Here is a 14,527-nt window from a genome sequence, read left to right as displayed (position 1 = left end):
CCTTCCCATGCGGAAGGGCTTTTTCATATCCAATTGACCACGGGAAGGAACATCATGCTGCACTTCGAAAACGACTACTCCCAGGTCGCGCACCCAGCCGTACTCAACGAGCTCAGCGCCATCAGCACCGGCTCCTACCCCGGCTATGGCAGCGATACCGTCTGCGAGCAGGCCAAGGCCAAGATTCGCACGGCCTGCGGCAAGCCTGACGCCGATGTCTGGTTCCTGGTCGGCGGCACACAGACCAACCAAGTGGTCATCGACGCCATCACGCCGTCATACGCCGGCGTGGTCACCGTCGAATCCGGTCATCCGAATGTGCACGAGGCCGGCGCCATCGAGTATTCCGGCCACAAAGTGCTGACGCTCCCCCACCACAACGGGCTGATGGACGCCACGGAACTCGACGAGTTCTGCGCAACGTTCTACGCTGACGGCAACTACGAGCACATGGTGTTCCCCGGCTGCGTCTATGTATCACAATCCAGCGAATACGGAACCGTGTATTCCAAAGAGCATCTGCGCGCCATCGCCGACGTGGCGCATAAATACGATATGCCGCTGTTCGTGGACGGGGCACGACTCGGCTATGCGCTTACCTCCACCGGCTGCGACATGACCTTGGGCGATCTGGCCGACATCGCCGACGTATTCTATATCGGAGGCACCAAGGTGGGTGCCATGTTCGGCGAAGCGGTCGTGTTCACGAAGCACAACACGCCAAGGCATTTCCTGACCACCATCAAACAGCATGGCGCATTGCTTGCCAAGGGCTTCCTGCTGGGCGCCCAGTTCGACGCGCTGTTCACCGACGACCTGTATTTCCGCATCGCCCGCAACGCCAACGAATGCGCCGATCGCATCCGCAAGGCCCTGCAGGAGAAGGGGTATACGCTGACCTTCGACGCCCCCACCAACCAGATCTTCGTCACGCTGGACGAACCGACGCGTACGCATCTGGAGCAGCATGTGCTGCTCGGTTTCACGGAAAAGGCCGATGACGCCCATACGGTGATGCGCATCTGCACCAGCTGGGCGACCACGCCCGAGCAGACCGATCAGCTCATCGATCTGCTATAGCCTCGCGTTCCATGGCCACGAAGGCCTTCACACTGGAGCATACGGAATAGCATTGCGCCGTATGCCGCGCATAGCGGGCACTCCATTCGGCACGTTCCCGGGGATGCTCGATCCACCAGTCGATACATGCCGCGAGCGCCGTGGCATCGCGCACGGGGAAACGCGATTGGTCAAGCAATGCGAAGTGGCTTGCTGCCGACAGATTCGACACTGCGATAACCGGTACCAGCCCGCAGGCCATGGCTTCGATGACGCTGATGGATTCGATATCCGCGATGGAGCAGTGCACAAGCAGATCGCCCGAACGAAGCAGATCGGGCATGTCGGCGTTGCGATGAAAGCCGATATGCGCCGGACGTTGCAGTCTGCGCCCTGCCTGAACCTTCAGGTAATGCCGCAGCGGACCGGTTCCGGCGATGACGAGTTCGATGTCGTCGGCATGCCTGCTACGCTCAATCGCCTTGATCAGGGTGATATGGTCTTTTTCATGGGTCAGTCTGCCTGATGCGATGATGCGGAACGGCTTGTCTCCCCTTTCGGTTCCGCTTTCAGGCATGCCGGTGGTAAATCGCGGCGAATACCCGTTTGAGATGACATGCAGCTTCGCCGTATAGCCGTTTGCGCGCAATAGATGTGCCGTCATATCGGTAGGCACGTGAATGTGGCGGATATCGTGATACAGCCAATGATCGAACAGCCGGTAGATCAGATGCGGCAAACCCGGAATGTAGCGCAGCGGGCCTGCGGAGTACAGCACATTCTCCGGCTGAACGTGATACCCGGCGGTTACGGGTATGCCCATTCGTCTGGCGACCGCCGCGGCTCGCCGACCGAATGCGAACGGCATGTAGATATGCACCACATCCGCTCCGCTGAACGCGCTACGGAACAGGGCATCGCTGGGCTGGGCGAACTGCATCTGCTGCTTTGCCGCGACCCAGGAGACCAGCGGCACATGATGGACGCGAGCAGCATATACGGGAGCGCCGATGCCCACTAATCGCACGGTATGCCCTTGCCGTTCCAGCTCCTGCGCCCATTGCAGCGCCGAATTCGACGTGCCGTTGCCCTGGTTGCCTATCGAATCCACCACCATTGCGATGGTAAGCGACCTGTCTTCATGGTCCTGCTGTTGCGCGGCGTTATGCATGGTCTCCTTCACCGTCTGCCGCACTGCTTACCGCCCACGCCCGGCCTACCATCCGGACCCCATGGCCCTTTCCGCTGTTCGTGCAGCCACTCAAGCTGATGCTTCATGGCCACCAGCATGATATGCGCGTCCTCCAGCCCAAGATGGCGTTCGTTCTGATCGGCCTGCAGGGCCCCCTGCCGCTTGGCGTAAGCGTCCAAGGTATTGTCCCCGTAAGGGTGTTCGGGCGTTTCCACAGAGCCTGGATCCCATTGCCGGCTCATCGGCATCGTATCGACGATCACGATGCCGCCGGCGCGGTAGGCTTCGGCATATCCGGTGACGTTGAGCATGAAGAACCCATGCTCGAAGGTCGCGTTATGCGCCACATATGGCTGCTGGACAAGGCGTTGCAGCAATCCCAACTGTGCTTCGGGCCACTCGTCGAATATGCGGCAGCCGCTGGCCGCGCCGCGTTCGCGGACATCGATGCCGGTGAACTTGGCGATGAACGGGTTGCCCACCTTGGCATTCGCGTCGGTAACGCCAAAGCTCAGCCGCGACTGCCCATAGGCACAACCCGGCGTGTAGCTCGACTGCTCATAGGTGTATTCGCTCGGGAAATCCGCGGGGCGCGCAGACATCATGTTCATGTATTCGAAACCGACATCGATGATGTAGTCCCTGGCCGGATCCGTTCCCGTTGTTTCGATATCGATGCCCATCACCGTGTCGATGCCGCGCCCGGGAAGGTACGCGTTACGCCAGTCGTTCGCGGATTTGCGCGGCGAGCGGTTCGCCGCCTCGCCTTGAGCGGCATCGTCGATGCCGGACAGACTGGCTTGTGCCATAAGCATGGACGAGGCCACATGTTGGGCACGTTCGGCTTTGCGACGTTCGGCGCGCTCGTTCAGAATGTCGGCCGTTCGATCCTGAATGTCTTCGACGTCGAGGCCTGCGGGGAAATGCCCTCCCGGCTCGGGAGCCCCCAGCACCACGGCCGTGCCTCGCCCTTGGCGTTTGCGCGAGACCTTCCACAGATGCCGCCGTTCACCGGCGTGCAGCAACAGGTTGATTTCGTCGTTCAGCCGACGATTGGCATAGGCAAGCGCGCGAGGCAACCGATATGAGCTGAGATGCCTGTCGAAATCGGTCATGAACGAACTGTTGCATTGGGCGATGATCGGCTCCAGCCGATCGCGCGTCATGTAGTCGTTCCGCAGGTCGTCGTGGATTCGCTGTGCGCTCAACGTCTCGACCGAATCACCCGATGCAAGGCATCCGATGCCCTGGGCCAGGTCAAGCGAACCCACCCATTGCCAGTCAATGACGTTCCCATCGGCGTCCTTGGGCATGGCGAGACTCCATTGCCCGATATCGTCGCGTGCCTCGTTCTGCCAGCTCATGCCGCATTCGACCATGGTCACAGTTCGAAACCGAGTTCCTTGGCGGCTTCAGTGGGTACGGGGTCCTCGCACCAGAAGTCCTCCAGGTTCTCGTAGGTGGTCAGTGAACGGATCTCGGCCTTGTCGATATACAGTTCACCGCTCAGATGGTCGGTTTCATGTTGGAAGATGCGAGCCGGCCAACCATGCATGCGCTCCTTATGGTGCATCCCGTTCTCGTCATCCCATTCGGCGTCGATGTCAAGCCAGCGCTTGCGTACGGCCTGATACCCGTCAAAGCTCAGGCATCCCTCGTAGAAGCTGCGGGTCTCGGTGCCGACAGGCGCATACACGGGGTTGATGATCACATGGAACGGCAGCTCGCCGATCTCACGGGGATCGTCCTCATCGTCACGAATATGATCCTCCAATACGGCCAGCGCCAGTCCAAGGCCGATCTGCGTGGCGGCAAGCCCCACGCCGGGAGCTTCCAGCATGGTGGTGCGCATCGCGTCGATGAGCTTGGCCAACGTATGCTTGGACAGCTGCCCGGTATACGCGACGGTCTGCTGTCTCAATACCGGTTCGCCGGCTTGGACGATGGGCAGGATATGCTCCTTGCCTCCGGTCTTGATGAGATGCTCGACATCGCGGTTAAGTTCGAGGTCGACCTTGCTGTTCTTGCCGAACATAGGGTTCCTTTCCGTTTCGGCTGATGATCTTACGGGGATGGCTTACAGGGCGAGCTCATCGGCGACGATCTTCGCCAGGCGATCGCAGACCTCATCGGCCTGCTGCTGGGTGGCGGCCTCGGCCATCACGCGCACCAGCGGCTCGGTACCGGACGGACGCAGCAGCACGCGACCGGTCTCGCCGAGCATGGCCTCTTCCTTCCTGACGGCCTCCAGCACCACGGGGTTGGTCTTTGCCGCAAGCTTATCGACATTGGGCACATTGACCAACGTCTGCGGCAGCTGGGGGAAGTCCGCGGCAAGTTCCTTGAGGCTCTTGCCGGACTTCACCACCTCGTTGCACAGAGTGAGGGCCGTCAGGGTGCCGTCGCCGGTAGTGGCGAATTCACGGTTGATGACATGGCCGGACTGTTCGCCGCCAAGCGTATAGCCGCCCCTGAGCATCTCCTCGAGCACATAGCGGTCGCCCACGTTGGTCTGCACCGTGGCGATGCCCATATCCTTCAGGGCCAGTTTCAGTCCAAGGTTGCTCATCACCGTGACAACCAGCGTATCGTGGGCGAGCTTGCCTTCACGCTTCTTGGACCGTGCCAGAATGCCCATGATCTGATCGCCGTTGACCATGTTGCCGTCCTCGTCCACAGCCAGGCATCGATCGGCGTCGCCGTCGAAGGCCACACCAAGATCGGCATCGGATGCCTTGACCACGGCCTGCAACTGCTCGGGGTGGGTGGATCCGGCGTTCTTGTTGATGTTGTAGCCGTCCGGCGATGCGTTGATCACAATGACGTCGGCACCGGCGCGGCGCAAAGCCTCGGGAGCCACGACAGAGGTGGCGCCGTTGGCGCAATCGGCCACGACCTTCAGCCCCTTCAGCGGCGTGGCTTGGGGCTTGCCGGCCTCGATCGGCGCGACGGCCGACACCAGATGGTCGATATACAGGTTGGTGGCGGTCACCGTGTCGTGGCTGACACGCCCCACACCGGCTCCGGTCGGGCGTTCCCAATCCTTGCCGAGCACGGCCTCAATCTCGTCTTCCTTGCTGTCGGGCAGCTTGAAACCGCCACGGGCGAAGAATTTAATGCCATTGTCGGGCATGGGATTGTGGGAGGCGGAGATCACCGCTCCCATCTCGACGTTGAGCACGGAGGTCAGGAAGGCCACGCCCGGAGTGGGGATGATGCCGGCATCGATCACGTCGAATCCGCCGGCGCTCATGCCCGCGGACAGTGCGGAAGCGAGAAAATCGCCGGACACTCGCGTATCCCTGCCGACCAATGCACGGCGACGACCTTCCGGCTGCCCCTCCTTGGCTTCGCTATTCCCCAGCACGCGTACGGCGGCATCGCCCAGATCCAACGCCAGCTGCGCGGTCAAGTCCCTATTCGCCAATCCTCGAACGCCATCGGTTCCAAACATGTTCGGCATGAGTATTCAGTCCTTGCTATCTGAAGTTTTCTTTCCGCGCACTATCGTACTCAACGGGGTTCACCATCGCGCCCGCACCGGTACATTTCTGGTTCATTTTCACAATCACCATGCGGACGGCGTCGACGCACCGCAAACCACGCCGCACAAAATACACGCCGCGTCTACCGCTTTGTACTGCGCACGCGAATAACACCGGCACCCTAAAACGCAAAATCCGTACCCGTGTAGCGAACTCACCCCAATTTATCTATACAAACCGCCTTCATATGTCTATCTTATAACCACGAACGCAAACTACGTTCGCGTCAACGAAAAGGAAGTTGCAATGTCTGATACGCATTTCAGCACCACCGCCAGCTCCACTTGCTGCGGCAACGACACCCGCGATGCCGACCGCCTGGGCAGCGTGGAGATCAACCCGCTCTTCGCACGCCCGAAGGAGGCCCGATCCTTCCCGAAGAACCGCATCCCCGATACGGGCAGCCTGCCGGAAACCGCCTACCAGGTGGTGCACGACGACGCCATGCTCGACGGCAACGCCCGCCTGAATCTCGCCACATTCGTCGGCACCTGGATGGACGACTACGCCAACCGCATCTACATGGAAGCGGCCGACAAGAACATGATCGACAAGGACGAATACCCGAAGACCGCCGAAATCGAGGACCGCTGCTGGCGCATGCTGGCCGACCTGTGGAACAACCCCGACATCGACCACGCCATCGGCACATCCACTATCGGTTCGTCTGAAGCCTGCATGCTCGGCGGCCTGGCTCTCAAGCGCCGCTGGGTCAAGGCCCGCAAGGCCGCAGGCCTGCCCACCGACAAGCCGAATCTGGTGATGAGCAGCGCCGTGCAGGTCTGCTGGGAGAAGTTCTGCAACTACTTCGACGTGGAGCCCCGCTTCGTGCCGATCAGCGAAGAGCACAAGGTGCTGGACGGATACGATCTGGACAAATACGTCGATGAAAACACCATCGGCGTCGTCGCCATCATGGGTGTCACCTATACGGGCATGTACGAGCCGGTCCAGCACATCTCCGATGCGCTCGACCGCATTCAGGAGAAAACCGGACTGAACATCCACATCCATGTCGACGCCGCTTCGGGCGGCATAATCGCCCCGTTCATCCAGCCCGACCTCGCCTGGGACTTCCGCGTCAAGCGCGTGGTATCCATCAGCACCTCAGGCCATAAATACGGCTTGGTCTACCCCGGCCTCGGCTGGGTCGTATGGCGCTCCACCGCCGACCTGCCGGAAAGCCTGGTGTTCAAGGTCAGCTATCTTGGCGGCGAAATGCCCACCTTCGCCCTGAACTTCTCCCGTCCAGGCGCCCAGGTGCTGCTGCAGTACTACATGTTCCTGCGCCTCGGCGTCGAAGGGTACCGCCGCGTGCAGCAGGCGTCGCATGATGTGGCGAAATACCTATCGTCCGAGATCGCCGCCATGGACGATTTCACACTGTGGAACGACGGCTCCGATATTCCGGTCTTCGCCTGGATGCTCAAGGACAAGCCGGGCCGCAAATGGAACCTGTACGATCTGCAGGATCGCCTGCGCATGAAGGGATGGCTGGTGCCGGCATATCCGATGCCGGTCGATCTGACCGATGTGACCGTGCAACGCATCGTGGTGCGCAACGGGTTCAGCCATGATCTGGCCGAATCGTTCCTTAAGGATCTCAAGGCCTGCGTAGCGTATCTCGACAATCTGCAGGCGCCGATGCCGTCCGAGGCGCACGTCTCCGGATTCCATCACTGATAGGCTCCGGCGCCCCGGAACGGTTCCCGCGCTTCTCCTCCCTCTACTGGCGGGAATTCTTCCGGGGCGCCTTTTTGCCGCATCGTATTGAAACATCCGTTTTATGGTTAACCATCCAATGCATCAATCGTTCTTTCCTAAAACCACAACTTTCATGAAAGCTGGCTGCAATGAGCATTCATATCAAGACGCCACGTTCCATCGTTGCGCACACTACCGGTGCGGCGGGGCACCGGGAATCTGGGGCAAATCGGATCACAGCGACTCCCCCAACGACTTCAGGCACCAACGTGGCGCCATCACCTGCCCCGTTACGAGCGCAGACCCAAACGCATAGCGGCGGCAAGACACTCATGTCGATCGGCCAGCTCGCCATACTGACCGTCGTAGCCGTCGCCTCACTCCGGTCACTGCCCGCAATGGCGGATTACGGCCTGGCCTCGGTACTGCTCTATCTGATTCCCGCAGTGTTCTTCCTCGTGCCCACGGCACTGGTCTCCGCCGAACTCGCCACCGGCTGGAAAGGTGGCGTATACGTATGGGTGCGCGAAGCCTTCGGCAATCGCGCTGGATTCGTGGCCATCTGGCTGCAGTGGATCCAGAACGTGGTGTGGTACCCGATTCAGATCTCCTTTATCGCAGTAAGCCTGTCGTACGTATTCGGTTCCGGCTCGCTGGGCAACAACGGCGTATACGTGGCCGTGGTGATCATCGTGCTGTATTGGATTTCCACACTGGTCGCCCTGCGGGGCGGCAACCTGTTCGCCAAAGTCGGGTCGATCTGCGGGCTGATCGGCACCCTGCTGCCAGCCGCGCTGCTCATCATACTGGGTATCGTCTGGCTGTGCGCAGGCGAACCGATGCGCACCTCACTGCACGCTTCGGCACTGTTGCCGCCATGGACCGGCATCTCCTCCATCGTGCTTATCGTATCGAACGTGCTCGCCTACGCCGGCATGGAGGTCAACGCCGTACATGCCAACGATATGAAGGATCCGGGGCGTGAATTCCCCCGCGCCACGGTGCTGTCCACCGTACTGATCCTGTTGGTGCTCGTGCTGCCGACCCTGTCCATCGCCTTCGCGGTGCCTCACAGGGAGCTTGGTCTGATCGACGGTATCAATCTGGCGTTCAAGGAGTTCTTCGACCACTTCGGCATGGACTGGGGCATGCCCGTTATCTCCCTGCTTATCGCACTGGGCGCCTTCTCCTCGGTGATCACCTGGATCGCAGGACCCTCACGCGGCCTGCTTGCCGCAGCACGCACCGGCCTGATGCCGCCCATGCTGCAGAGGCGCAATGCCGCCGGCGTGCAGGAGGGCATTCTGCTGGCGCAGGGCGTCATCGTCACCATACTCGCATTGCTGTTCGTGCTCATCCCGAACGGCAACACCGCGTTCGCCACGCTGGTGGACATGGCCACCGCACTGTATCTGATGATGTACATGATGATGTTCGCCGCGGCGATCCGCCTGCGTATCTCCCATCCGGAGGTCGTACGCACCTACCGCGTTCCGGCTTTGAACTGGATCGCAGGCATCGGCTTCGTGGCCGCAGCAGCCGCATTCGTGCTCGCCTTCGTGCGCCCGGCCGGATTCAGCGGCATGTCATCGCTCGGCTACGCGCTGCTGGTCGCATTGGTCGTGGCGGTGCTTGGCGTCCCCCCGCTGATCATGTATGCGCTGCGCCGCACCGATTGGGATCTGCGTTCGGACCGGGACAAACGCGATTCCTCCAGCATCCTGGTCAATCCAACGAAGTGAGCCGCCTATGAACATTATCGTGCGCCGATAACGCACCGATCTTCATCATTTCTTCTACTATGCGGGGGCGTGCGCCGGGTTTCCGGCGCACGCCCCCGCATATTCCATCGTCACGGTCCGGCGGCTCACAGAGCCATGCCCATCACCAGCATCAACGGGTAGAGCACATAGAACACCCACTTGGCCCACACATGCCTATAGCCCAGCTCATCACGGCGATAATGCAGGAACGCCACGCCCACGGCAGGAGCAATGAACGACACCGCGCCCATAAGACCGGCCGTGATCATCATGGTGTTCTCATGCCTGTTCATCAGGTAGAACACCAGAACAAACGCCAAGGTAATCGCACCGACATTCATAACGCCCTGCCGCAAGCCGATATGCAGCATCAGATTCCACAGCAGTCCGACAATGGCGAGCATGACCATCAGCACATACTGCATGCCCCTCTCATAGCGGCGCTTAACCCAGTCGAACGCGGCCATCACAATCAGCGCAATCAGCAGGCCGAACACCGGATTCTGCGAATTCATATCGACATACTTGCCGGATGTCACCTTGTCGTAAGGAACCTCGCACGCCAGAGCCAGCACCAGCAGCTGCAGCAGATACAGCCAACGATTATGCGTATGGCGATACCCGTCGAACAGTAGCCATGCATAGATGGGAATGGCACACCAGGACACGATCTCGCAGATCATGGCGACGCTCAACGCCGTCATATCCTTGGTGATGTCCCCGAACACAGCGGGAACCACCGTGACGCTCGCCACGGACAGGAACATGAAGATGGCGCCGATCACCTTAAGATTGAACACCGTCAACCCGCGTCGCTTCGGCTTACGACGCCCGATGAGCTCGGTGCTGTCCGTTTTCGCATCCTGCTGTTTCATTACAGTCCTCTCGTTCGTAGCCATATAGGCCGGCTATATGCTGTGCTTCACTGTAGCCGACTACCGACGGCCCAAGACGAATTCCAGCATCGCATCATAATCGGCGCCCCTGCACGACAGCGCAGCGCGCTCACAGGTCAGGGCATCGTCGGAAGGTGAGATCTCCGTATTGAAATAGATGCCGTCAATGCCGGCGTTGGCAGCACCACCGATATCGCTGGTAGCGTCATTGCCCACCATCACCACCTGGTCGGCGGCAATCCCCTCACGCTGCAGGGCTCGTTCGAAGAACTCGGCAGCGGGCTTGCGCACCCCCTCCTCGCTGGAGATCAGCACATCGTCCAATGCCTTGTCCAATCCCAGCAATACCAGTTCGGGGCGCGTAAAGCACGATTGCGCGTTGCTGACCAGCACAGTACGCATCCCGGCATCATGCAGCCTATCCAGCATGACCATTACGCCGGGGTACAGACGGATCAGATTCGTCGAGGCACGGCGGAACACGCGTCCCATATCACGAGCCATCCGCTCGTCGGCCGACACACCGCGGTCGGACAGCATCCGCTGGTAGACGGAAACATAGTCGGGCTCATAGCAGCAATCCGACTCATGGCCTTCCATAACCTGAGCCAGCCCCTCGTCGAACGCCCGCTTCACGCCGTCGGCACTCGCATACTCGGCGCCGGCATCGCGCAACGCCTCATACAAGGCATTCCAGGCCCTCGGGGAATCCTCATCGGTACGAATGTCGATCAGGGTGCCATATAGATCGAAGAACACCGCCTTATATTGCCTGGTCATCAGACCTCCCTCTTGTCCAGATTGACAATGATCGTGCGGCCACATGGAAGCCGGCATCGTTCAGTACGCAGGCTCCGGATCCGGCCTGCGCATCGCACCGACCACTAATCGCATAGCGGTCGCTGGTCGAATCCAGCATGCACCGCCAGAGCGGCGAAACCGATTCCGTATCACCGCCGCATTGGGCCACGGTCCGGTTCATCACCGTCAACGGCATCACATGCTCGCGCACATCCGGATTAACCAGCACCGCATGACGTCCGACCAGAAACGCGATCATGGAGCTTTCCGTGGGAACGACCGTTCGTGCAGCGTCGAACCACGCGGGGTCATCGGCACGCATGGCGATGAGATCGGCGTAGTACCTCACCAGCCCTTGCATATCCGAGGCGCGTCGCCAATCAAGTTCGTTGATTCTGCTGCCGGAGTCGAAGGAATTGTCGTCGCCGTATTTGGTACGCGCGAATTCCTCACCGGAGAGCATGAACGGCAGCCCGGCGGACGTGGCGATGATCCCCGCCGCGAGCAGGTTCGCGTTCAGTACCTCCTGTGCGCAGGTACTGCCCTGAAGCACGTCATCGTACATGGTGTTGTCGGGCAGATGGTTCGCCCCGTTGCCCCGCATACTGATGCTGAGTTTGTCCCATAGCGTCAGGTCGTCATGCGCGGAAACATATTGGATGATCTGCCCCGCCTCGCCTTCACGCGCCACGGCATGCCGATGGGCGTCCACGGCATCGAGCACCGCCTGACGGTTCTGCTGCGCGGCACCGTTCACATAGCCGGGCTGGTCACGGTAGAACACATGCCCTTTGATCGCGTCGCGCGTGGTGTCGCAGAAATGCCCGATACGCGAATCCAGCCGCGGCAGCGCCTGCTTGTCGGCCAGTATCGTGCCCGGCAGCGGAGCGGACTGTCCCGCGGCCCAAGGTTCGCCGTACATCAGAATCGAGCGGCCGTTCGGCAACGCGTCAAGCGACGCGCGAATCCGGCGCATGGTTTCCACGTCGATCAGGCCCATCAGATCGAAACGGAAACCGTCCAGATGGTATTCGCTCGCCCAGTAGGTCACCGATTCGACCATGAACCTGCGGAACATCTCATGCTCGGTGGCCATATCGCAGCCGCAACCCGAACCGTTCGCGAATGCGCCGTCGTCCGTACGCCGGCAGAAATAGCCGGGAACCACACGCTCGAACCAATTGTCGGTGGTGTACATGTGGTTATACACCACGTCCATCACCACTGTGATGCCGGCCGCATGCAACGCCTGGACCATGGCCTTGCATTCGCGGATGCGCACCGCGCCATCATACGGATTCGTGGAGTAGGAACCTTCGGGAACGTTGTAGTTGACCGGATCGTACCCCCAGTTGTACCCGCCTGTGCGTGTCTCGTCGACGGAACCGTAGTCGTAGAACGGCAGCAGCTGCACCACGGTGATGCCGAGGTTCTTCAGGTATTCGACGCATGTGGGGAACGTGCCTTCCCCGTTCAACGTGGTGCCCGAATCGGTGAAGGCGAGGTATTTGCCGCGGTGCTCCGCGGGAACGCCGCTGGATTGCGCATTGCTGAAATCGCCGATATGCGTCTCCCAGATCACGTCCGAGGACATCGGGGTCGTGGGGCGCCTATCCGCATCCCAGCCGTCGGGATCGGTGCGCGACAGATCGACCACCATGCTGCGACGGCCGTTGGCGCCCGCCGCGCGGGCCCAGGGGTCGGCGCTGCGAGTCACGGAGCCGTCCGCGAATTCAATGAGATAATAGCGTACCACAAAAAATTTTCCATGCCATATATAGAATTTAATCGATGTTTCGCGGCATACGCTTTATCGACTATCCTTGTGCCTGTGGGATTCCCACTGTCATCGCGCCAAGAGCGATGTGGATTGAAAATATATTTGGCATATGTGTTGCCCTCCCAACTACGGCTCTCTCGCATACTCCTTGGAGCTTGCGAGAGAGCACTCATCCTTCCTACATCAGCAGGAGAGGCATCTCCGCCTCCCGTACTACGCCGTACTTGTCGTTGCAGTATTCCTCATTCAGCAAGAAAACTCCAAAATCCTCATTTGCTAACGAGATTGCATGCTTCCTGGCCAAACTTGGACGTCCTACACCGGCTTATGGAGCAGCATCGTGGGACCGGTCGGTGACGCCGAATTCGTTACCAACTATGAAACCTACATGCGCTACGACGGACGAAGCAAGGCCAAGACGGTTCAACAGCTGATAGACAAGAGCAAAGCCCTGGCTGACACGAATACTCCTGTCAATCCTGCTCGAATCAAAGGCTACGAGACGAACGTGAAGAGCGCCGGCAAGTTTAAGAGCGACGAAGTCCAATCGATTATCTACGAGAAGATGCCGGCACTCACCAACACTGTCGAACAAACCATGATCAAGAACGGCGTCGACGCTCTCATCTACCCGACCATGAGCTGTGTCGCCAGCGTCCGCCATGACGCCAAGGACAGCACCTACAAGTGCGACAGCGACGACCCATACGCCGCCTCCTATCTGGCTAGCAGCGCGCACCTGCCGGAAATCAGCGTCCCCGCCGGTCGTGACAGTCAGAACATGCCAATCGGACTCTCCTTCGCCGGCGCACAAGACAGCGAGCGAATACTACTATGCCTCGCTGCCGCCTATGAGAAGATAAGTCCGTACAAGAACGGCGACGGTCTGGAGCTCGACTGATTTGAAAGAACGAAGTGGGTTTGCCTCACCATTGGAGCAAGCCCACTTTCGTTATTCACATTAATGGGATGAATCAATCAGTTTGACTTCTTCGGCGTGCTCTCCATAGGTGAGTATCGTTGTCGAGCAACCATTGTCAGTTACGGCAATCGAATTGCCGATGCAGGTCCAACCAGCCCATGCTCCATCAACAACTGGACCGATATTGCTAACTGAGAATACATCCACCCCGAATTTCGATGAGAGATGGTGGAAAGGCATCTTCCACTCCTCTCCATATGCTTCTCCTAATCGTTCAGGAGGTACAGCCCATGACGATGGTGCGAGAATCATCTTGGCGCCCATTTTCGCCATGGCTTCGCCAATCATGATCGATTCCATGTGGTTGTCGGCGCATATGTCGATGCCGATTCGACCATACTTAGTATCGAACACGTTGACCGAGGTTCCGGAAGTATACATGTCTTCGACCTCGGGAACGAGGTTGATTTTCCTATGCTTGCCTAACAGTTCCCCGGTATTTGAGATGAATACCGCAGAGTTATATATATGGTCGCCTTCACGTTCCGTGATTCCGGCGATGATACCGATATCGAAGTCGACCGCCATATCTCTTATTCTCTGATATGTACTCCCCTCTGGGATAGGTTCCGCCTGCTCGGGGGCCGAGTCAGCTGCCCATCCGAGGTCGCAGCATTCTGGGAACAGAGCGACATCGGCGTCCCCGACTAGGGACAGCAGCTCCCTCATATGCCACAGATTCCGGTTGAGCTCATTGGGTTGCACACGCATTTGCATCATTGCGATGGTGGTCACAGTTAACTCCTCGTTGATCCTAAAAAATAGAGAAAGGTGGCCCGATGCAGTCGAAACATCAGGCCACGCC

At 59.5% G+C, this 14,527-nt stretch carries 12 protein-coding genes; 4 read left to right on the top strand and 8 right to left on the bottom strand.

What is annotated here, in order from left to right:
• Positions 1 to 54 precede the first annotated feature (54 nt).
• Positions 55 to 1,080 carry a threonine aldolase family protein gene (locus tag BBAG_RS02500; protein WP_003825773.1) on the top strand — a complete coding sequence of 342 codons (1,026 nt, stop codon included), beginning with the start codon at positions 55 to 57 and terminating at the stop codon, positions 1,078 to 1,080.
• Here the strand turns inward: BBAG_RS02500 and BBAG_RS02495 are convergent.
• From BBAG_RS02495 to glmM, 4 genes are read right to left on the bottom strand one after another with little or no spacing between them, the layout of a single operon-like run.
• Positions 1,064 to 2,230, bottom strand: a complete 1,167-nt coding sequence (locus BBAG_RS02495) for a glycosyltransferase (protein WP_081443752.1) — start codon at positions 2,228 to 2,230, stop codon at positions 1,064 to 1,066. The two genes, BBAG_RS02500 and BBAG_RS02495, sit on opposite strands and share 17 nt — an antisense overlap.
• 8 nt (positions 2,231 to 2,238) lie before the next feature.
• The gene (locus tag BBAG_RS02490) at positions 2,239 to 3,630 is read right to left on the bottom strand and encodes a 3'-5' exonuclease (RefSeq protein WP_003825771.1); all 1,392 of its coding nucleotides are present in this window, start codon (positions 3,628 to 3,630) and stop codon (positions 2,239 to 2,241) included.
• A 2-nt stretch (positions 3,631 to 3,632) separates the two neighbouring features.
• Complete coding sequence (locus BBAG_RS02485) at positions 3,633 to 4,286, bottom strand: peptide deformylase (protein ID WP_003825770.1); 654 nt, start codon at positions 4,284 to 4,286, stop codon at positions 3,633 to 3,635.
• Positions 4,287 to 4,328: 42 nt separating this feature from the next.
• Positions 4,329 to 5,714 (bottom strand): phosphoglucosamine mutase, encoded by a 1,386-nt coding sequence (glmM, locus tag BBAG_RS02480; protein ID WP_003825769.1) that lies wholly within the window; start codon positions 5,712 to 5,714, stop codon positions 4,329 to 4,331.
• Between the two features lie 328 nt (positions 5,715 to 6,042).
• On the opposite strand from glmM, the gene BBAG_RS02475 reads away from it, so the two are divergent.
• Together BBAG_RS02475 and BBAG_RS02470 are read left to right on the top strand one after the other, a co-directional pair.
• Positions 6,043 to 7,479 (top strand): glutamate decarboxylase, encoded by a 1,437-nt coding sequence (locus tag BBAG_RS02475; protein WP_003825767.1) that lies wholly within the window; start codon positions 6,043 to 6,045, stop codon positions 7,477 to 7,479.
• Positions 7,480 to 7,769: 290 nt separating this feature from the next.
• Entirely contained in the window at positions 7,770 to 9,242 is a 1,473-nt protein-coding gene (locus BBAG_RS02470) for an APC family permease (protein WP_231855887.1), read from the top strand.
• Between the two features lie 125 nt (positions 9,243 to 9,367).
• Here BBAG_RS02470 and BBAG_RS02465 read toward each other — a convergent pair whose 3' ends face one another.
• The 3 genes from BBAG_RS02465 to BBAG_RS02455 are packed head-to-tail and all read right to left on the bottom strand — an operon-like array spanning position 9,368 to position 12,716.
• Positions 9,368 to 10,138 carry a TraX family protein gene (locus tag BBAG_RS02465; protein WP_033508579.1) on the bottom strand — a complete coding sequence of 257 codons (771 nt, stop codon included), beginning with the start codon at positions 10,136 to 10,138 and terminating at the stop codon, positions 9,368 to 9,370.
• Between the two features lie 60 nt (positions 10,139 to 10,198).
• Entirely contained in the window at positions 10,199 to 10,939 is a 741-nt protein-coding gene (locus tag BBAG_RS02460) for an HAD family hydrolase (RefSeq protein ID WP_003825764.1), read from the bottom strand.
• Positions 10,923 to 12,716: an alpha-amylase family glycosyl hydrolase gene (locus BBAG_RS02455; RefSeq protein WP_003825763.1), complete on the bottom strand. Its 1,794-nt coding sequence runs from the start codon at positions 12,714 to 12,716 to the stop codon at positions 10,923 to 10,925. Before BBAG_RS02455 ends, BBAG_RS02460 begins: the two co-directional genes overlap by 17 nt.
• 313 nt (positions 12,717 to 13,029) lie before the next feature.
• On the opposite strand from BBAG_RS02455, the gene BBAG_RS02450 reads away from it, so the two are divergent.
• A complete protein-coding gene (locus tag BBAG_RS02450) occupies positions 13,030 to 13,641 on the top strand; it encodes an amidase family protein (protein WP_003825761.1) in 612 nt (203 codons plus the stop codon).
• 60 nt (positions 13,642 to 13,701) lie between these two features.
• Here BBAG_RS02450 and BBAG_RS02445 read toward each other — a convergent pair whose 3' ends face one another.
• A complete protein-coding gene (locus BBAG_RS02445) occupies positions 13,702 to 14,457 on the bottom strand; it encodes a carbon-nitrogen hydrolase family protein (protein ID WP_152595315.1) in 756 nt (251 codons plus the stop codon).
• Positions 14,458 to 14,527: the final 70 nt, after the last annotated feature.

It is taken from the genome of Bifidobacterium angulatum DSM 20098 = JCM 7096 (assembly GCF_001025155.1).
Classification (GTDB): Bacteria; Actinomycetota; Actinomycetes; order Actinomycetales; family Bifidobacteriaceae; genus Bifidobacterium; species Bifidobacterium angulatum.
This window is presented reverse-complemented; position numbering and strand designations above follow the sequence as displayed.